This is a genomic window from Streptomyces sp. NPDC127117 (assembly GCF_042677325.1).
Lineage (GTDB): Bacteria > Actinomycetota > Actinomycetes > Streptomycetales > Streptomycetaceae > Streptomyces.
The window spans coordinates 12085-31689 of record NZ_JBHXTM010000067.1; the positions used below are offsets into that span (position 1 = coordinate 12085).

Below are 19605 nucleotides of genomic sequence, written 5' to 3' on the forward strand. Positions count from 1 at the left end.
GGTCAGGCGAGGAGTTCGCGGGTCAGCGCCGCGAGCCGGGCACGGGCCCGAGGGTCGTACGCCTGCTCATGGGCGGGCGTGTCCGTGAACCGGTCGAAGTATCTGCCGGTGACACCGGCGAGGGCCGGATCGGTGATCAGCCGGACGGTGGGGCGTACGCCCTCCTCGACCGGGACGGCCGGCGTGAGCCCGTACTCCCGCACGCCCCGGGTGTCCATCAGATGCGCCGGGTGCAGGGCATTGACCGTGACCCCGCTGCCCGCGATCCGGTCCGCCAGATCGAAGGTCGACATGATCAGCGCGAGCTTGCTGCGGCAGTACGCCTCCAGCCCCTCGTAGCCGCGCTCCATCATCACGTCGTCGAAATCGACGGGCGCCTGGCCGATCGAGGCCACATTGACCACCCGGGCGGGCGCCGACGCGGTGAGCAGCGGCAACAGCTCACGGGTCAGCAGGAAGGGCGCCAAGTGGTTGACCGCGAACCGGAGTTCATGACCCTGACGGCTCGACTCGCGCCGGAGCGGCGCGGCGCCGCCACCCGCCACGGCATTGTTGACCAGGACGTCCAGCCGGGGTTCCCGCTCGCGCACCTCGGCGGCCATCGCCCGGACCTGGTCCAGGTCGGCCAGGTCCGCGAGATATGTCCGCACAGCGGCTCCGGACCCGGCCGCACGCACCTCGGCGGCGGCTCCGTCCAGCCGTGCCCGGTCCCGGCCGTGCAGCAGCAGCGTCGCGCCCCGGCGGGCCAGGTCGAGTGCGAGGTGGCGGCCCATGCCCTGGGTGGCGCCGGTGACCAGAACGGTCTTGTCGAAGGCGGAATCCGGCCGGGCCCGCGCGGCAGTGGACTCCGTGGCGCGGTTCTCCGTCGAGCGAGTGTCCATGGATTGAGTTATATCAAGACCTTGATGCAACATCCAGACTTGACCGATGAGCGTGCCTGTACGCTCGCCGCCATGGGAATGACCGCCGACGAACGCCTGGGCGCGGACATCAAGCGCACGGAGCAAGCCCTCATGGCGGCCAAGAGCGCCGCCCTCAAGGGCGCGGGACTCACCGTCGCCCAGTACGCGGCACTGTTCGCCCTCGCCGGCAACCCCGGGATCTCGGGCGCCGCACTGGCGCGGACATGCCTGGTCACACCGCAGGCGATGGCGGCGGTACTGAAACACCTCGAAGAGCGCGGCCTGGTCGTCCGCTCGGCGCACCAGTGGCATCAGAAGATGCTGGAGACCCGGCTCACCGACGCCGGCCGCGAAACGCTCCGGCTCGCCGACGAGCAGGCGGTACGGATCGAGCGCCGGCTCGCCGACGAGTTCACCCCGGAGGAACGGGACACCCTGCGGGCCCTGCTCGCGCGCTGCGGCACGGCCATCCGGCGGGACTGAGCGGCCGGGGCGCGGGCGGCCGGTCCGGCGGCCGGCAGCGGTCCCGCCCCGCCTCAGCCCTCCGCGCCGCCCGGCCCGAGGGCCGACCGAGCATCCCGTACCAGCTCCGCGGCCCGCTCCACCGCCGCCGGGTCCAGGCCCCGCAGCGCCTCGCCGATCCGCTCGGTGTACCGCGCCGGGGTGTCAGGCAGTGCGGCAGCCGCCGCGGACGCGCCCTTCTCGTTCAGGCACCAGGTGCGGTGGTGGGCGTGGAGGGACTGGGCGAGGATGCCGAACGCCCGCGACAGGCACAGCGAGACATGGAGCGTGTCCCCGCCGGGAGCCGATTTGCGTGCGGCCTCCACCGAGAACTCCGCCTCCCAGGCGGCTTCGACGAGCGCGGTGCGCAGCGCCTCCGGATAGTCCCGGACCTGTTCCTGAAGCGCCGTCAACTCCCCTTGCGGGTCCGCGATCACGCGTCCCAGTGCGACCTCGCCGGGGTAGGCGGGGGACCAGAACCCGAGTGGGTGTCCCGGCTGCACGCCCACTTCGAAGCGCCCCTCGCGGCAGTCGGCCCAGACCGCCTCCACCCGGTCCAGATCGCGCAGGATCCAGTCCACCGGTACGCCGTCCACCCGCAGCCAGGCCCCGCCATTGACCCACGGCCCCCACCCGCCGGGACCGGCGACCTCGACGGGGGAACCCTGTACTTCGGAGGCCAGCGCGGTCAGCGCGGCCACGTCGGGGGTGCCGCGGTAGTACAGGCCCAGGTCCCAGTCGGAGTCCGGACGGTGGGTGCCACGGGCCCGGCTGCCGCCCAGTGCGACGGCCCGGATGCCGGGCACCGCGGTGAGCCGGGCGGCCATGCCGGCGATACGGGCGGGCAGGGCTGCTCCGTCGGCCGTCGCGGGCGCGGCCTGGGGGTTCGGTGTGTTCATCGCTCGGCGACGATACCCGCGACCGCGCTGTCGGTGCCTCGGAATATCCTGGGTGCCCTGGCCGTCGGCTGACGAAGGAGTCCGAAGGTGCCGTCGATGCTCGATGCAGTCGTCGTGGGGGCGGGCCCCAACGGACTGACCGCCGCGGCCGAACTGGCCCGCCGCGGCTTCGCCGTGGAGGTCTTCGAAACGCAGGACACCGTCGGAGGCGGTGCCCGTACCGAGGAGCTCACCCTCCCCGGATTCCGCCACGACCCCTGTTCCGCCGTCCACCCGCTGGGCATCGGCTCACCCGCGTTCGACGCGATGCCGCTCGCCCGGCACGGCCTGGAGTGGCTCCAGCCCGAGCTGGCGCTCGCCCACCCGTTCCCGGACGGCACGGCCGCCGTGCTCACCGCTTCGGTGGGGGAGAGCGCCATGTCGCTGGGGCCCCGGGACGCGGGTGCCTACCGCAGGCTGGTCGCGCCCTACCTCGGCCACTGGGACACCCTCGCCCAGGACTTCCTGCGCACCCCGTGGGACGGGCTGCCCCATGACCCCTACCGCTGGGTGCGATTCGGTCTCGACGCGCTCCAGCCCGCGTCGCTGCTCTCCCGCCGCTTCGGCGGTGCCAAGGCGCGCGGCCTGTTCGCCGGGCTCGCCGCCCATGCCATAGCGCCCACCAGCGGCGTGGCGACCGGCGGGATCGCCCTGCTCTTCGCGCTGGCGGCCCACGAGAAGGGCTGGCCCGTGCCGCGCGGCGGATCGCAGGCCATCTCCGACGCCCTCGCCTCGTACCTACGCGAACAGGGCGGCGCGATCCGTACCGGCACGGAGGTCAAGCGTCTGGACGAGCTGCCGCCCGCCCGCGCCTACATCTTCGACACCTCGCCGACCGCCCTCGCCCGGATCGCCGGACTGGGCCACGCCTACCGCGGCTACCGGTACGGCGCGTCCTGCTTCAAGATCGATTACGCCCTCTCGGGCCCCGTCCCCTGGACCTCCGGGGAAGCCCGGCGGGCCGGCACCGTCCACATCGGCCCCACGGCCGGCGAGATCGACGCCGCGCTGACGGCGGCCGTGACCGGCCGCGACCCCAGCGTGCCGTTCCTGATCACCGCACAGCCCAGCCTGGTCGACCCGTCCCGCGCACCCGAGGGCCGGCACGTCTTCTGGGTGTACGGACACGTTCCGTCGGGCTGGGAGGGCGATGCCACCGACGTCATCGAACGGCAGCTGGACCGCTTCGCCCCCGGCTTCCGCGACCTGGTGCTCGCCCGCGCTGTGGCGGGACCGCCCGAGCTCGCGGCGCGCAATGCCAACTATGTCGGCGGCGACATCGCCTGCGGCGCCTTCGCGGGCCTCCAGACGGTGCTGCGCCCCAAGCTCGCCCGCGTCCCGTACGCGACGGCGCACCCCGCGGTGTTCCTCTGCTCCTCCGCCACCCCGCCCGGCCCCGGAGTGCACGGAATGTCGGGCCACCACGCGGCGAAGGCGGTCTGGCGGCGCCTGCGGGCGGCCTGAGAGCCGCACGAGGCATGATGGTCCGCATGCGTACACCCGAGGGCGTGACCGTCACCCTGGTCCGCGGCGACATCACCCGGCAGTCCGCCGATGTCATCGTCAACGCGGCGAACTCCTCCCTGCTCGGCGGAGGCGGGGTCGACGGAGCGATCCACCGCCGGGGCGGCCCGGAGATCCTCGCCGCGTGCCGGGAGCTGCGCGCGTCGCAGTACGGAAAGGGCCTGCGCACCGGCCGGGCCGTCGCCACCACCGCGGGAGCGCTCGACGCGCGGTGGGTGGTCCACACCGTCGGCCCGGTCTGGAGCGTTGATCCATCCTGAGTCCCCAGGCCCTGGGCCCGTGACTGGCCAGAACGGCGGTCGTGGGCCCTGTGGCCGTTCGACGGAGATGCCCTCATGGGCATGGCCCCGGGGAGAGTCCCGTTGCTCGACGTGATCACGAGTGTGGCGGCGGCCGGTCCACACAAACTCCACAACCGGCTGCTGATCACTACGCGTTGCCTGCTACGGCTCAGCACTGCCTCGGCCCAGCCCAAGGGGCAGCGGCTACCCTGCCCCACCCAGATAAGAGGTCATCTCAACTGGCTTGAAAGCTAGGCTGACTGCCGTGATGGCCATGGCGGAATGGCTGGGGCCGTACAGGTTGCGGGCTTGTAAAGCGATCATGGTCGGGCCTTCTGGGGAGGTTTGACGGCCGTGCCCTGCTGCCGGGGTGGGCTGTGCGCAGGCCCGTGCGGGGCTTCGAACGGGGCTCGATCTCAAGGGCGACGCAGCCATTGCAGCTGGCTACGGGCCCTGGCCGGCGACGTAAGGTACCTCGGCGCCTCATGCGGCTTCATACTCGTGCGCTCTTCCGTCGCGCCACTCCACCCAGTGTGGATCATCGAGCAGCGTCTCCGTGTCTTCCAGACCGGCGCGCCGGAGGAACTCCACGGCATCGTGGTCGCGATGGGCAATGCCGAGGAGGCCGCCCTGACGGACGGTGACCCGCCGTCCGCCGGTCGGCGACGGTGGGTGCACGACTGTGGGAGCAGCGTTCATGCCTTCAGGATGCTCCTGGTCAGTCGAGGATGCCGAGCTCGGCTTCCGGGCGGCAGATCTGGCTGAAGGCGACGCCGTCGTCTGTCTCGGCCTGGACCACTGCATCAACACGCTCACCGACCGGGTAGGCGGGTTGCGGCGCCGCCCTACGATGCTGCGGACCAACCCCACCGAGCGCGGGCCCGAAGTGGGGTTGTGGTCGCCCCACATCCGAGTTCAACCGCACGGCATTTCAGGCACGGTGGGGGACGGAGCGCGACAACACCAGAAACACGTGAAGCAGCGCATCCGGTCTGGTGGTCAGTGACTGACAGAATCCCAGGACATCCCGCACCGCCGAATGGGAGGATCGGACCTACGAGGGACCAAGGAGACCACCGCGACCTGAGGCGAGGCCAACCGGTATCGCCCGAGTGCCTGGCGGATCACCGACCAGACTGCGGGACGCGCCCGCTTGTCCAAGGGTTCAAGAGGTTCGCCGCCCTACCTCAGCGCGAGGTGGCCGACCGGATCGTGGCAGTGGTCCGCCGAGAGCACCCCGTTTGCGGTGTCACGGACGGGCTCCTGGACGGATGCCTCCCTGGTGCCGTGGGACTTCGACCGGAAGCCGTGCGGCGACGTCCGCACCCGCCGACGCCGCCGTGTTCGCCTACATCACGCCCGACGGCAGAGTCGACGCCTTGACCGTGACATTAGACGAGTACAGGGACGCCACTGCCCGCATCAAGGCCCAGGCCGTCGAGAAAGCCGTCACCCGGTTCGACGCTGAAACCACCTGACCGCCCCCTGCTCGGTCCTACTGACGCAGTGCACCCTTGTCCATGCCGCTGGCGCCCGAAATTCAGCGGGATGCGTGGAGTTCCATGGGGGGCCTGCTATAGCCATGAGGGGGCATCCTGCCCTGGACTCCGTTGCGCGGGACGCCGGTTGTCCGAGTTGGGGAGGGTCATCACGCTTCTCTGGTGGGGACGAAAGTTGGGAGGCGATCGGTGTTCAGGGCGGCGTGTGGCCTGCAGACGAGTTCCGAGAACGCCTGTTATTTCAGGGCCGAGATCGCCTGGTTCCACGTGCACCAAGGCGGCGCGGCCCTCATTCACCACTGCCGAGGCTCCCAAAGACACGAGTGACCCACTGATCCATTCGGGTCACGAAGTTCGACGGCGAGGTAATTCCCGAGGCTGGCAGGCAACCAGCGTCGTCGAGGTCAGCGACGAAGTCCACATCGGCCCAGCCACCACGGAACAGTACAACCGACAGCACAGCCTCCGCCGGACCGGATACAACCATGCCAACCGAGTCCGGATCACGAACCCGATCTCTGTCGGTCTCCAGTGGCTGAGGCCAGGGGGCGTCTGCACCCCTCCAGGTCACCGGGCCCACTTCAAGCCCAGCCGACGTCCAGCCCGCAGTCCGCTCAGCTAGAGCGGCAGCCGCCTCGTCAAGATCAACAACTCTGTCCATGAGGGGATCATTCTCCATGGACAACCCCCTGGCGGTCTTAGAGGTCGTTTTTATCTGAACTGCCCGCTTATTAGCGGATCCTCGGAGTGTTGGGGTGCGGTGCAGGCGAGGTTGTGGAGGCGGTCGATGCCTGCGGGGCGGGTGGAGTTGCGGATGGGGCGGAAGGCTACGTGCTCCTGTGTCATCCCAGGATGTCCGGTCTCCGCGGTCGGGTGCTTCCGTCGCCATCGCTGTGCGCCTGGGCGCACTCGGTCCGGCGCGGTACGCCGGAAGCATGCCGAAGCGACGTCCGTATCCGAGTGATCTGTCCGATGCCCGCTGGAAGTTGATCGAGCCGGTCCTGACCGCGTGGCGCTTCGAGCGCCGCGGCAGGGCCCTGGCTTTCGGCCGGCCGCCCGAGCACGACCTGCGCGACATCATGGACGCGATCTTGTACGTGGACCGCACCGGGGTCCAGTGGCGGTACCTCCCGCACGACTTCCCGCACTGGAACACCGTCTGCGGCTACTTCTCCAAATGGGCCGACGAGGGCGTGTTCGCCCAGCTCAACGGCCTGCTCCGGCAGCTTCTACGAGAGAAGGAAGGCCGGGACACCGAGCCAACGGCCTGCGTGATCGACGCCCAGAGCGTCAAGACCTCCACCAGCGTCCCCGCCACCGGCCCGGGCATCGACGCCGGCAAGAAGACATCCGATGCGAAGAACGCGTCAAGCGGCAAGGGCAAGATGGGGCTCTTGAGAAGTCGGGAAGGCCACGGTCTCGTTGAATGGGACGCGGTGAGACAGGCAGTGGTGAAGGCAGTCGATCATCCGGTTGAAGAGGTTTCTCTGGGCTGCCGTGTGGCGGTCTCCGGCTTTACGTCGGCGGTCGTAGTGGGCCCGTGCTCCGTTCGAATGGGCCATCGCTGAGAAGGCCCACATGTAGCCGACACCGGCCAGTCTCTGGTTCTTGACCTTGCGCGCCGCGACGGACACGCTTTTGCCGGAGGCCCTGGTGACGGGGGCGGATCCCGCGTAAGCCTTCAGACCTCTTGCGTCGGTGAACCGGGTCCGGTCGTCGCCGATCTCGGCCAGAACCCGAGCCCCGCTCAGCGGGCCCAAGCCGGGAAAGCTGGTGATGATTTCGGCATCGGCATGAGCTTCGAACGCCTGCACTGCGGCTTCGGCGAGATCGTCGGCGCTCACGCATGCGGCCTCCAGCGGCCGAAGCAGCGCAAGTGCCTGTCGCCCCATGGCCTCCTCGACCAGAGGGAGATGGCACATCTGCGGAGCGCGGAGTGCGCCGTGCAGACGTTCGACCTCCCTGTCGATGGTGTTCTTGCGGCCGGCCTTCTTCAGCACGGCCCGAAGCTGGGTCCGGCTGAGTTTGGCTGCCTGGCGTGGGGTGGGCGCCGCGGCCAGGAGAGCCCGGGCTATGGGGTGATAGATCCCCTCGCGTCGGAGGCCGACGGCGGCCAGGTAGCCGGGGAAGTACTCGCGCAGGTGCGAGGTCAGCTTGTTGCCGGCCTGGGTTCGATCCCAGACGGCGTCCTGCTGGGCACGGGCGAGGACCGCGACGGACTGGGCCACTTCGGAGTCGGCGGGAAGCGTGCGGTGAGCTGCGGCATCGGTGCGAAGGATGTTCGCCAGCACCATGGCGTCCAGGTGGTCGGACTTCTTGCGGGAGACCGTGTGCCGGTCCCGGTACCGGGCGGCGGCCATCGGGTTGATGGCGTAGACCGGACGACCTGTCTCCCGCAGGCTGGCGACCAGAAGACCGCGGGAGGTCTCAATGGCCACCGGGACTGGGTCCTGCGGACCATCGCCGAGCTCAGCGAGCATCCGAAGGAGCTGGTCGAGCCCCTCCGCCGTGTCATCGATGCGAGCCCGGGCCAGCAGCGAACCCGTCTCGTCGACGACGGCTATGTCGTGGTGATCACTGGCCCAGTCGATGCCACAGAACGCTCTCACTCGCCTCACGCCTTCTCATCAGACTCGTGTTGTGGCTGGTCACAGCCGTGCAGGGCATGCGTCTCTCTAATGGAAGGGCTCCGCGGCCCGACATCCGATTAGCCGTTCATGACCCCAGCGATCTGCGGGGCCCTCGGTCTGAACCGGAGCTGATGGCTCACGAGCACGTAAGAGGTAGTCCCCGCAGGGGGCTTGGACCACGATCATCATCGGTGATCACGCGACAGCTCTCGTCGCCGACTGCGAGCGTCAGCACACGTCAGTCTTCTTTGAGGGCTCCAAGGCCCCGATCGTCGGTGGACGTTGTGCTGACGCCAGCGGCCGGCGACGAGAATGGGCCTTCAGCAGCTCCAGCTGCCGCCCATTAGATCGTCGGCAGGAAGCGAAGCATCGTCACCGACACGCTCGGCCTTCTCCTCGCCGTGCTGGTGACCGCGGCCGGCGTGCAGGACTCTGTTGCCGGCACCGCGCTGCTCGACCAGGTCGCCGCCGAACATCCGCGCATCCGCAAGGTGTGGGTAGACGGCGGATACCGCCAGCACCTCGTCGAGCATGCCGCCACCCTCGGCATCGATATGGAGATCACCGCCCGCAAGCCTGGGAGCAGGGGCTTCACCCCGATCCCGAAGCGGTGGGCGGTCGAGCGAACCTACGGATGGCTCATGCTCCACCGCCGCCTGGCCCGCGACTACGAAACCCTGCCCGCCCGCTCCGAAGCCGTGATCCACATTGCCATGACCGACCTCATGGCCCGCCGCCTCACCCATGAGAACACCATCTCCTGGCGCGACCCGAAGAAGACCACAGAACATCCCATCTCGGGATGAAACATCGGACGAAAACGACCTCTTTAGGAGAAAGCCCTTAGCAAAGCCGCAGCGCTTCGTTCGCCGCTTCTGAGGCTCCTTCCGCGCTTACGAACAGCTGAGAAAGCCGATCGGACTGGCGCGCAACGAACGTCGTTCGCTTCTCTGCGAGGCTGGCCAAGAAGTCTCGCACGCGATCGACGGCTGCCGTGCGGGCGCGTGTTCCCCCGCGCAAGTCTGAGATGACGGAGTTGAGCACGGCCGCAGTCATATCGGCAAGGTCACCGGCCACCGGCACGGCATCGACATCGAGTCCAGGGAAGGACCCAGCGTCGCCGCCCCGCAGACGCCGCAAGATCGACGCGTGTGCATAGTGCTGAATGGGGAGCGCGAAGAACGGCACACCGACGGACCATGCTTCCGCGATGGAGGTGATGCCGGGTGGTGCAGCGAACGCAGCAGCCCGACTCAAGTCGAGCATGAACTCCCCATGGCTACTCCACGGTTTGATCTCCAGGGACCTGTGGCTGCTGGCCGACAACGTGTCGAGGATCTCTGCGTTTCCGCCAACACGAATTCCAGTTCCCTCGAAAACAGTTCCCCGGGCTGCATCGTCAATCACGTGGATGACCGACTGTGCCCATCCAGTTGCGCATGACTGCTCAGTTAGTTCATTGGAGAGTCCACTCACGCTGATCACCACTGCAGGTGCATCACCACGGCGTTGTGCGGCCACCGGAACTCGGTCGACGATCGCTCCGACGGATTTCGCCGCGCAAGCGTGACGCGATCTCGAAGGTGTCGGCTCCGAGCCGCCACCGTACCGCTGGTAACACACCTGGGTCGCTGCCCTATGCGCAACGTACTGCGCCTCGTGCATCGGGAGATTGATAGCCTCGCGCAGCGCGTCACGACGGCGCAGCGGCGAACCATCCGTGATCCGGCGGATCAGCCACTCGTCTGGCCCGTCGACGTCTGCGAACCGGTCGGGCCAGTCCCACATCCAAAACAGCGAATCAACATAGAGGCACGGAACGCCCTCGGCGGCCGCTGCGAGCGCGAGTGACGGCTCCATCACTGAGATCACCAGATCGTATCCGTGCACCGCCTCAGCGAGCCCTTCGGCGTCGTACCGCGCCGACGTGGAGACGGACTGGAAGAGACCTGTCTCCCGTTGTGCGGTGGAGTACGACGTGCCGAGTCCGGTGAAGTCGGCTCTCACTGCGTGGGCCTCAGCTAGTTCTCGCGCGATGGCGAGTGCCTTCGACGAAGGGCCGAAACCATAGGGCTCGGCTGTCATCAGTATCCGGCTGTTCGTGTTCAATCTTCCTCCCCAATCTCAGGCGCTACATGTCCCGCGCGTTCAGCAAGCCCAACCCGGTCCACCTTCCCACTAGAATTGCGTGGGAATTCTTCAATCGTGACAATGCGGATGAGCTCAATCGGTAGGTTCACGCGCTGAGCGAGGTTGGCCAACTGCGGGTGGTCGGGTGGAATCCGATCCGCCGTCTTCAGGCACACAGTCACCAAATTCGGGCTGGCGAGCGCCGTCGTGGTGTATCTGAAGATGCTCTCGGCCTCGTCACGTAGGTTTGCCAGGTCGATCCGGTACCCGGAGACCTTCCGCTCGTCGCCTGCCCTACCGCTGACCCACAGTCGCCCTGTGACGTCTTGTCGACCTCGATCTCCCGTGTCGAGCCAATGGATGCGCTCCCGTGGGCACGTCAGGTCGTCTGCGCTGCGGCTATATCCCGCCATGATGTAGGGGCTCGCGACCTGAATCCCTCCCTCCCGGCCTGCCCGTTGTTCCCCGCCACTTGAGTTCACCACTCGAGTGCGCACGCCATGGATGCTTGCACCGGCGGTGCCCCAATCCGTCCGTTCGGTATCAGGCGCGCTTATCGTGATCCGTGGTCCCGCTTCCGTTTGCCCGTACATCAGATGCAGGGAGACACCGACCCGGGAGGTCTCGCGATAGAGGTCGGGCACCAGACGCCGGTCGACTCCTCCGCCTGCGAACATGACCCGCCGCAACGTTCGCGGCATCATGGAACGTCGTAACGCTGTGAGTACCAGGGACGCCGAGCTCGCCGCGAACGCGAGGCTGGTCGTAGCTTCGTCACGAATCCTTTGCCAGAATCGCTCGCTCGCGATCGAATCGTCGACACACAGCATTGTTCCGCCTGCAATCACATGCGCGAGCACATTCGACAATCCGTACGAGTATGCCGGCGACAGCGTCGTCACACCGATGTCGTCGTCGCCCAGTCCGAGGGTTGTTGCCACCGAGGCGGCATTCCCCATGACACTCTCGGCGCTCAGGGAGACGTACTTCGGATGACCGGAAGACCCGGACGTCGGGAGCGATACCATACGGTCCCGATGAACCGATTCCGCGCGGCGTTCACGTCGACGGCGGAGCGTGCCTCCTTCGAAGACATGAGTCGCGTCGAGTGTCTCGATCGCATGCTCGCTCTGCCGTCCGTTTGGCCTGTCGACAAGCACGATCGGCACGCCGGCGTCGAGTAGCCAAAGAACCGCGGTGACTTCGTCCAGGGAACGTCCAGCACGGCAGACTACGAGGGCGCGCGATCCGTCCTCGAGGGCCCGACGCCACTCGCCCTCGCGTGGCAATTGCAGCAAGTCGGCTAGCGCCGCGACAGGGTCCGATGACGGAGCTACGACAGCGGCTCGATGGAGAGCCCCTCGCGATCGGATCTCACCAGAAGGGGAACCTGGCTGCATTCTCTTCACCCGCTTCACATGTATGTGCTCGGTGACGATGGCCGAGGATCAACTACTCGCCGACGGAGCGCGTGGGATGTCGATGGGCTCGAACACTGAGCCGGTTCAGGCCGCCCCAGCCGCCCACATCAACGCGTCCGGCAGCAACACACCCCCATGATTTGGGCTGTGCCCCCCGTCTCCCAACACGCAACGCAGATCGTGGCCGTGCTCCAGGAGCGCCGCCGCCACTCGAAAGTTCTCTGCGACCCAGTTGCCGTCTGCCTTGTCCCAGTTGAGATCCCGAAGAGCGATCTGCTGGAAGACCCGGAGGCGGCGTGGCGGCGCGCCGTGAAGGTCCAGTGCGCGGGGGACGGGATTCCCTCCTGGCATCTGTGCGAAACTGGACACGAAGCAAATCGCAACTTCGAAGAGATCTTGGTGGTACCAAGCAGCTGTGAATGCACAGTTGCCACCGCTGCTGCCGCCACAGATGAAGTTGCCTATCGGTGAACTGGTCAACGAGACGTGCTCCGCGACCGCTGGGAGCACTTCTTTCCGCAGAAAGTTGCCGTACGCAGGTGTGAAGGGGTCGTACTCAATGTTGCGCTGCTTTGTCGTTCCCACGTCGCGAGGGCGCACTGCTTTGCCCGGGTCGACGAAGATGCCAACTGTCGGGGGGATGAGGCCGAGCGTGTGCAGGTTATCCAGAACGATTCCTGCGCGTATCGGTCCGTGCGGATCCAGATAGAGCCAGCCGTCCTGGAAAACGCAGTAATTTAGCGGCGACGTGGTATCGACCCCTGGGGGTACGTGTAGCCAGACATCACGATGGGTTCCCGGGTAGATTCGGCTGTTGAACAGTTCGAAACTTCTCGTGACGCCTTGTAAAGTCGCTTCCTCTGGCGATGAGAACTTCCCGTATTCGTACTCGACTGCTGCGCCAAGTGGAGGCAGGGGGGTGTAGGCAACACGGAACACCATGGTGTGTTTTCTCCTGTTAATTCTCGGGATCGTTGGTCACGAGTTCGTCGATCAACGCAGAGATGGTCTCGGCCATGATGAGTCGCTCGACGTCGACAGGGAACCCGAGCGCGGCTTCGAACCGGCTCACCAGATCCACCGCCTGCAGAGATGATCCACCTAGGCTGAAAACATCGTCCGTCGTCTTCAGGGCCCGCCCGTAGACCACCTCGATCGCCTGACATAGTTCGCTTCGTTTGTCCACTCGAACCCCCAACTGATCGATCTTGATTTACGGCAGACTCAGCGTCTGCTCTCGAAAGAGACGCGCGAAGGCACCGTTCTCCTGCACGAGTTCCTCGAAGCCGCCCTGCTCCACGATTCGTCCCTCGTCCATGACGTAGATTCGATCCATCCGGCGGAGCGTCCATGCTCGATGCGACACGATGATGGTCGAGCGACTCCCGCTCGTTCGGCGAAGCTCTTCGAACAGTTCGACCTCGGTCTCGGCATCAATGGCGGAGGACGGCTCGTCCAGAATCCAAATACTCGCGTCGCGCAGATAGACACGCGCGAGCGCCAGACGCTGCCATTGGCCACCTGACAGGCCCGATCCGCCCCAGGCCTCGCCGAGTTGCGTCTGCTCACGATCACGAAGTGCCGCGACAAAGTCAGCTGCACGCGCCGCGCGAAGAGCGGAGTCGATCGATTCGGAGTCAACGCTCCCCGAACGGCCCAGCCGCACAGAATCCTCCACGGTGACCTCATACTTCCCATAGTCCTGTGCCATCACGCTGAAGCCGCGCAACCACCATTCCTGCGCCGCCGGGTGAACTGGCCGGCCGTTCGCGAGTACAGTCCCTTCGGCTATTGGTACGAGCCCGAGCAACGCGTTAAGGAGGGTTGTCTTCCCCGCGCCGTTCTTCCCAACTATCGCGATCATCTCCCCGCGCGAGACATTCAACGTCGCCCCCTGGACCGCGAATCGGCCGGCCTCGTAAGAAACGTTCACGCTGCGCAGTTCGATCTCGCTGATTTCCGAATTCTCCCACTCGGCCGGTGCACACGATTTCGCTTGTGGCCGATCGAGGAATTCTACGAGGGCGTCGACGGTCGGGGCGTACTGGACGAGCGATGCAACCTGCGAACCTCCCTGGGCGACCGCGTTCACCGCACCGAACACTCCGTACACGGCGGCGACCGCCGTCGGCCCGAAGCCCGCATCCGAGAAAACGGCGAAGATGGCCAATGCGAACAGAATCGCGTTCACTCCTGCAGCAAGCCCAGTCGCTCGCAGTCCCGCACGAATCGGCTCCTTCCTCACAGCGCAGATTTGAGCTTGCGCTTCCTTCTCGAGTTGGCCGATACGGCCCACCGTCCCGAACGCAGTCAGCTCCAGGAGCGCGGAACGGCTGCTCAGCGTTTCGCGAATGTAGCGCTCGCGCCGGTAGATGCGACCCAGACTAAGCCACATTCTCTTCTGTACTCTACTGACATAAAATCCGATTACTAATGTCGGCACGATACTCAAGGCGGTGAGCACGCTCGCGATCCAGCTGTACCTCGCCAACGTGACCACGATTCCTACGGCGCCGAGAATCGCTTCCGCGGCCAGGAGGGTGTCTATGAATGTTCGCGATATGTGATCAACGATGGCTCTGCTATGCCCCTCGATCTGGGAGGCGAGATCTTCAGCGGCGATCTCGGCGGGCGCCAGGACCGACACTCGATCCGCAAGGCGTCCCTGCAGGGCGGCGCCGGTATCGAGTTGCCCGATCTCCGCCGTGAAGTCGCGAACCGATCGGAGCGGCCCGATCAGCCCGACAAGTATCACGATCAGCGCTGAGGTCACCACTGCGGAACCGAGATCGACGCGGTCGGCGCTGAGCTGCTGCAACAGCGAAGCCATGAGCAGCACCTGGGCGCTCGGAACGCAAGCGAACAGCAGAGAGAACATCGCGATGAGCGACGAACTCCAGGGTGCGGCTTGGAAGCTGAAGCGAGCAATCAAGAGTCCAGATCTGAGCAACGGCCCTCCTTAGTCCGTGTGAGCCAGTGATAGGGCGGGAGACGACCACCGTCCGAGCGACGCGTACTCGGCACCAAATTCTCGTCCGATGCGGGCAACAGGAAGGACTGCGCTCAGGAGTTCACTGCGAAGGCCGGTGCCAAGGGCTTTTCCGACCGCTTCACGCGAGGTCCAGCGTCGCGCGAACTCGACGTAAGCGTTCTCGTCTCCAGCTCGCTCCGCCAGGTCCGGCGCGAACCTCTGCAGCAACTTCCGTGAAACCCTGCGTGGCACTTGAATGTCAACACCGATCCTTCCATCGACTGGTGAAACCGCGACCGCTCCCCAGTACCCATCGTGGGAAATCGAAACGGATCCGATGTCCGGTGACGACAACACCGGTGCACCATTCGCTTCGTGCTCGACACGAACAGTGGACGGGTCTGCGATTCCCTGACAGCGCAGCGCTATTCGAAGCAACTCGGCGCAGAAACTGCGCTGTTCCCATCGCGACGTGCCCGATTCACTGGACATCGCACCCATCACAACGCTGCACATGGTTCCGTCGATATTCACGCAAATGATAGAGGTGCGCTCAACAAATCGTTGATCCGTCACTTCGAACTGTGGACGAATGCGCCTCCTACTACTCATCGCCCAGTAGAGCCACTGTCGTGTCGAAGAGGGTTCCCACCGTAGCAAACGTGCCCCAGTTGAGTATTTCAACCGGGAACTCCACCTCAAACTTGGTCTCGATCTCTGCAACGAGCTCGACGAGCGATAGCGATTCCAACCCGGCTTCCTCCAGATCCGTGTTCCGTTCTGCATCCCCGCTCAGCCTCACCAGGAATGGTGCGACGAGATCGGTGAACGTATCCCATCTGAGGCTCTTCACTCCGCGCCTCCAAAATCGCCCATACTGACGAGGATTCGCCGATTGCCCCCGAACGGCATACGGCCGTGCATATGTTGCCGATTGTCGATGACGAGTACGTTGCCAACCGCCCAGCGCGGCTTCTCCGAGAGACGTATTGCCGTCTGCTTGATCAATCGAAGGTCATCGATATCGATGGATGTTCCGTCCATATATGTGACAGTGTGAGGGGCGGCATCTGGCCCGAAGAACCTCGTGAAGACGGACAGCTGATGCCGATCCATGCTCATGCCAATGTCCCACTGATCAGCCTGGTTGAACCAAAGCGGCAGCCCAGTACGAGGATGATTACGAATGGCTTGCCGATCCCTTTCAATCCGGAGGGATCCGTCGGGCTCCCACCGGTATCGGAGCGATCGCCCATCGAGGTGCCTCTCGCATTCGGACCGTGATTCCGTTTGGAACTGCGCCATCCAGGTCCTCCCAGGACGACGTTCGCCGGCGGGAAGGAGCTGTCGATACCGCAAGCCCAGCTCATCGAAGCGATCGGTCAGGTCGTCGGGGAGTCCGGAGAGTAACTCTCCGGCGTCGCATACAGACGTTTCCCCTCCGATGGACGGGGCCGTGACGCAGATGAACACGAGCACCTCTGGGACACGGGTCTCGTAGGAGAGCTCCTGATGCAGACTCAACGTCTCCTTCTGTGGATACTCAGTCGAGGTGTAGACGGCGTCGGCGAGCTTCGTTCGTGGTGAGTTGCCGCCGACGTACTCGACCGTGCTGATCCCGGCCGTCTCGCAGATCCGGGGCAACCATTCCTTTGGTGCTCCTCGGTGCCCAACATCTTCGAAGAGGAGTGGGCTCGACAACCGCTGACCCTCGTCGTTCCAGGTCGCGCGGATCAACTCTCCCACCGCAGCCCCGTCGAGCGCCTTCGCATACGTGCTCCGAACCTCCATCATTGCTCCTCTCGCATGCTTCCTCGCACTCTCGGCTTGTCGAGCAGCCGCTTCAGCTGGCCCCGGTCAACCTTGCCGTTCGGAGTGGCGGGCAGTGACTGGACAGCAATCCATCGCCGCGGGATGGTCAGCGAACCGAATTGTTCGGCGATCACCGGCGCCGCTCGGCGCCGCAGCGCGTCGGCGTCCGTTTCATCGCCGACGACTACGACACCCAGGCGTGGGCTCCGTCCGTCAGGATGTGAGATCTCAAGGACGACCGCTTCATCTACGTTCGTGGCGCGCTCGATCGCCCGCGCGAGTGCGTGCAGGTTCACGTTCTGCCCCTCGATCACGACCTCGTCGTCGGATCTCCCCATCAGGAACACGTAGCCGTCCTTATCGACCTGGGCTAAATCTCCGGCGCTTTTGAAGTGCGCGACCTCTGTAGCGGCTCGGGAGAGCGATCTCATGAAGAGCTCGCCGGTCTCGCCTGGACAACCGAGGACTCGGTTCAGGCTGTCTCGGACCTGTACTTTGGCCCAGACCGGGCGACCCGACGTACCCGGGCGGTCTCGCTGTTCCTCTCCATTGGCAAGAAGCACACCTATTCCCTCAGTGGTAGCGAACATGTCGAACACACGGTCAGGTGCCATCGCGCCGTACCAGTCCTCTCGCGCCGCTGGACGCGTCCGCCCACCCGTCGTCACCACTGCTCGAAGGCTCCGGGGGCTCCATGCGTCCTGCCGGATAACAGAAGCGAGGGCATGGAACTCGGTTGGTGGGAACAGCGCCCAAACCGCGCCCAGGTCGTCGAGTGCGCTCGCGACTTGGCGTGGTCGAAACCGGCTGGTGACGATCACCGAGCTCTCTGACTCGAGCGCGGAATAGAAGGCCCAGACGAACGCCGAATGGGACCACGGCCCGCCCACGTACATGAGGGAGTTGCGTCCGAGACCGGTCATTCGATACGCAGTCGGCAGCGGGTCAAGCTTCCCCACTGGGACCTCGCCGACCCGTTGCGTCCCAGTGCTGCCACCGCTGGCTGCGAACAGTCGTCTTCCGGGCAACTGCGATGTGAGTGTGGTGAAAGGCAGTTCATGGAGAGGTTTTCTCGATTCGCCGTTCTGCACGGAGATGGTGGTGGCCGAGGTTGCTGTGCTCATCCGCGCGCCCCGCCCGTTGGATGGCGGCGCAAAGTATTGGGCCGGCACGATCGCGGCGTGGCCATCGTGCTGGTAGGCAGCCAGTAAGTCGACGATGCCCGACATGCCACGTCGCGGTGTCACCGCTATGGTGAGCGCGCCGCCCGCGTCCGCACGGCGCCATTCGGCGAGACGATTGCTCGCCGCACACATGAGCTCGGCCCATGACGCTCGATCGCCGGTCGCCGCATCGACGACTTCGGCAGTTCCGGTGAAGTCGCTCATGACTTTGCCTCACCGTCGGCAGCCAGCAGTGCTGAGAGGGTCAGCTGCCCGAACGTGTCCTGGTGGGTGTGTGCCTCTGCAGTTCGCGGGATGTCCCATCTCACTTTTAGGACACGCCTAGTGAACGCGACATCTGCGAACGCTCTCTTCCGTTCCGCTGTCCTCGTCGATCGGACGATGAATCTGCTGGTCCCCGGGTCTCTAGCCAGTTCCGAGACGTTGGCTCGGACGTTAAGCCGCAAGGTTCGGCTGTAGCGGTCCTGTTCGAGGTTCCATCTCGGTGAACCGATCTCTGGCGGTGGATCGGTGTCGAGCAACCGTGTCTGGGATATCAGGTAGCGCCAGACGTTCGCTCCGGCTCCGGCCCTATCCGTCCGAGGGTCTGGAGCGTCGAGCACGACGTTGATGTCACCTGGCCCCATGTATGGTCTGGCCGGAGTTGGGCTGGGGTGTCGATGGAGAACCGTCATGGGAATCTTCGAGTCCGATGCCGCCAGGATGCAGTGCCTCCATGCCGCGCCGAGTGCGGCTAGCACGTCCCCGACAGCGGTCATCGAGCGGCGAAGCGCAAGGATGTCACCGTCCTTGGGCCGGAAAACCAGCTCGCCCGTCTCGCGCACGCCAAGACGGTCCCAGTCAAAGGTCTCGTAGTAGGTCGCGAATTGGTCGGACACGAACTCAACTTGCCGTGGCTGCCGACTTCGGATCTCGTCCTGCGCCGCGAGCACATCCGAGAGGGCGGCGACGCGGACCGGCGTCGTCCGAGGTTCCATCCGGCTTGAGAGAGCTCGGGCGAATCCCTTCAAGCCAGCGCCATCGGCGAACAGATGCGAGATTGCCGCGACCACGGCGAAGCGACCGTCCTCGCGGGCGTACCCGAACAATCGAATCGGTCGCGCGTGTACGTCGACCTCGTAACTGCCCAGCAGAAACCGACTGTGGATAACGTGCACAGCCCACTGCCGGCTCCCCTGCAAATTCGTCCACTCGATCGGCACATCAATCCGGGTACGGGAGAGCGCAGCGTCGTACTTTCGATTTCCGGCCATCACCCAGGAGTCGAGCTCATATTCGGCAAGCAGAGCTCGCATTTCACGCTCGAGGACTTCCCTGCGGTGCGCATCACATTTACGCACTTCGGAAAACGCTTTCCCAGAAAATACGGTGGACATGACAGTCAGATCAAGCCCCTGCTTCAGGTGCTCCCGGGACTCGTTCGTCGCTACTGTGGGTTCGTCGGGCGTGACGGTTGAACACCAACAGCCCTCCGCAGCCCGGTCGTTGGGCGATCCGGTCGACGACGAGAAATGCCTGGCCACAACCGACCGCGCGGCATCCGTCGACCGTCGATCCCAAGCGCCGAGAGCACGTCAGTACGGTGCAATGCCTGACAGGAGTGCGCCGACGCTCCCTCACTGAAGGGATCACCGCCCTGGAGGGAAAACGCTTTCCGCAGACTCTACGGTGGACATGGCAGTCAGATCAAGCCCCTGCTTCAGGTGTTCCCGGTGCCCGTTCGTCGCTACTGTGGGTTCGTCGGGCGTGACGGTTGAACACCAACAGCCCTCCGCAGCCCGGTCGTTGGGCGATCCGGTCGACGACGAGAAA

17 protein-coding genes and 3 pseudogenes are annotated in these 19605 nt (G+C 65.5%); 5 read left to right on the forward strand and 15 right to left on the reverse strand.

What is annotated here, in order from left to right; translation table 11 throughout:
• Nucleotides 1–2: 2 nt before the first annotated feature.
• Nucleotides 3–881 carry an SDR family NAD(P)-dependent oxidoreductase gene (locus tag ACFVH0_RS35610; RefSeq protein ID WP_385827104.1) on the reverse strand — a complete coding sequence of 293 codons (879 nt, stop codon included), beginning with the start codon at nt 879–881 and terminating at the stop codon, nt 3–5.
• A gap of 39 nt (nt 882–920) precedes the next feature.
• Here ACFVH0_RS35610 and ACFVH0_RS35615 point away from each other — a divergent pair, with 39 nt between their 5' ends.
• On the forward strand, nt 921–1385 hold the full coding sequence (locus tag ACFVH0_RS35615; protein WP_385827105.1) for a MarR family winged helix-turn-helix transcriptional regulator: 465 nt from the start codon (nt 921–923) through the stop codon (nt 1383–1385).
• Between the two features lie 53 nt (nt 1386–1438).
• Here the strand turns inward: ACFVH0_RS35615 and ACFVH0_RS35620 are convergent, their stop codons facing one another.
• A complete protein-coding gene (locus tag ACFVH0_RS35620) occupies nt 1439–2302 on the reverse strand; it encodes a nucleotidyltransferase domain-containing protein (RefSeq protein ID WP_385827107.1) in 864 nt (287 codons plus the stop codon).
• A gap of 87 nt (nt 2303–2389) precedes the next feature.
• Between ACFVH0_RS35620 and ACFVH0_RS35625 the strand changes: the two genes are divergently transcribed.
• Complete coding sequence (locus ACFVH0_RS35625; protein WP_385827109.1) at nt 2390–3805, forward strand: phytoene desaturase family protein; 1416 nt, start codon at nt 2390–2392, stop codon at nt 3803–3805.
• Between the two features lie 26 nt (nt 3806–3831).
• A pseudogene (locus ACFVH0_RS35630) lies at nt 3832–4110 on the forward strand (macro domain-containing protein); the annotation flags it as partial.
• A gap of 519 nt (nt 4111–4629) precedes the next feature.
• Here ACFVH0_RS35630 and ACFVH0_RS35635 read toward each other — a convergent pair.
• Together ACFVH0_RS35635 and ACFVH0_RS35640 are read right to left on the reverse strand one after the other, a co-directional pair.
• Complete coding sequence (locus ACFVH0_RS35635; RefSeq protein WP_385827111.1) at nt 4630–4845, reverse strand: hypothetical protein; 216 nt, start codon at nt 4843–4845, stop codon at nt 4630–4632.
• A gap of 1089 nt (nt 4846–5934) precedes the next feature.
• The gene (locus ACFVH0_RS35640; RefSeq protein WP_385827113.1) at nt 5935–6324 is read right to left on the reverse strand and encodes a hypothetical protein; all 390 of its coding nucleotides are present in this window, start codon (nt 6322–6324) and stop codon (nt 5935–5937) included.
• Nucleotides 6325–6580: 256 nt separating this feature from the next.
• On the opposite strand from ACFVH0_RS35640, the pseudogene ACFVH0_RS35645 reads away from it, so the two are divergent.
• A pseudogene (locus ACFVH0_RS35645) lies at nt 6581–6991 on the forward strand (transposase); the annotation flags it as partial.
• A 21-nt stretch (nt 6992–7012) separates the two neighbouring features.
• Here the strand turns inward: ACFVH0_RS35645 and ACFVH0_RS35650 are convergent.
• Nucleotides 7013–8254, reverse strand: coding sequence for an IS110 family transposase (locus ACFVH0_RS35650; protein WP_385827115.1), 1242 nt, complete (start codon nt 8252–8254; stop codon nt 7013–7015).
• Between the two features lie 368 nt (nt 8255–8622).
• On the opposite strand from ACFVH0_RS35650, the pseudogene ACFVH0_RS35655 reads away from it, so the two are divergent.
• Nucleotides 8623–9081: pseudogene (locus tag ACFVH0_RS35655) on the forward strand (transposase); the annotation flags it as partial.
• 37 nt (nt 9082–9118) lie between these two features.
• On the opposite strand, the gene ACFVH0_RS35660 reads toward ACFVH0_RS35655, so the two are convergent.
• From ACFVH0_RS35660 to ACFVH0_RS35705, 10 genes are all read right to left on the reverse strand, one after another.
• Nucleotides 9119–10384, reverse strand: coding sequence for a hypothetical protein (locus tag ACFVH0_RS35660; protein WP_385827117.1), 1266 nt, complete (start codon nt 10382–10384; stop codon nt 9119–9121).
• Complete coding sequence (locus ACFVH0_RS35665; protein WP_385827149.1) at nt 10381–11805, reverse strand: AMP-binding protein; 1425 nt, start codon at nt 11803–11805, stop codon at nt 10381–10383. Before ACFVH0_RS35665 ends, ACFVH0_RS35660 begins: the two co-directional genes overlap by 4 nt.
• A 105-nt stretch (nt 11806–11910) precedes the next feature.
• Complete coding sequence (locus ACFVH0_RS35670) at nt 11911–12768, reverse strand: alpha/beta hydrolase (RefSeq protein ID WP_385827119.1); 858 nt, start codon at nt 12766–12768, stop codon at nt 11911–11913.
• 16 nt (nt 12769–12784) lie between these two features.
• Complete coding sequence (locus tag ACFVH0_RS35675; protein WP_385827121.1) at nt 12785–13012, reverse strand: acyl carrier protein; 228 nt, start codon at nt 13010–13012, stop codon at nt 12785–12787.
• 27 nt (nt 13013–13039) lie between these two features.
• On the reverse strand, nt 13040–14776 hold the full coding sequence (locus tag ACFVH0_RS35680) for an ATP-binding cassette domain-containing protein (RefSeq protein WP_385827123.1): 1737 nt from the start codon (nt 14774–14776) through the stop codon (nt 13040–13042).
• Nucleotides 14777–14785: 9 nt separating this feature from the next.
• Nucleotides 14786–15409, reverse strand: coding sequence for a 4'-phosphopantetheinyl transferase family protein (locus ACFVH0_RS35685; RefSeq protein WP_385827125.1), 624 nt, complete (start codon nt 15407–15409; stop codon nt 14786–14788).
• On the reverse strand, nt 15402–15650 hold the full coding sequence (locus ACFVH0_RS35690) for a phosphopantetheine-binding protein (protein WP_385827127.1): 249 nt from the start codon (nt 15648–15650) through the stop codon (nt 15402–15404). The genes ACFVH0_RS35685 and ACFVH0_RS35690 overlap by 8 nt, the downstream gene beginning before the upstream one ends.
• Nucleotides 15647–16588: a TauD/TfdA family dioxygenase gene (locus ACFVH0_RS35695; RefSeq protein ID WP_385827129.1), complete on the reverse strand. Its 942-nt coding sequence runs from the start codon at nt 16586–16588 to the stop codon at nt 15647–15649. The genes ACFVH0_RS35690 and ACFVH0_RS35695 overlap by 4 nt, the downstream gene beginning before the upstream one ends.
• On the reverse strand, nt 16588–17997 hold the full coding sequence (locus ACFVH0_RS35700; RefSeq protein WP_385827131.1) for an AMP-binding protein: 1410 nt from the start codon (nt 17995–17997) through the stop codon (nt 16588–16590). Before ACFVH0_RS35700 ends, ACFVH0_RS35695 begins: the two co-directional genes overlap by 1 nt.
• The gene (locus tag ACFVH0_RS35705) at nt 17994–19169 is read right to left on the reverse strand and encodes a hypothetical protein (RefSeq protein WP_385827133.1); all 1176 of its coding nucleotides are present in this window, start codon (nt 19167–19169) and stop codon (nt 17994–17996) included. The genes ACFVH0_RS35700 and ACFVH0_RS35705 overlap by 4 nt, the downstream gene beginning before the upstream one ends.
• Nucleotides 19170–19605: the final 436 nt, after the last annotated feature.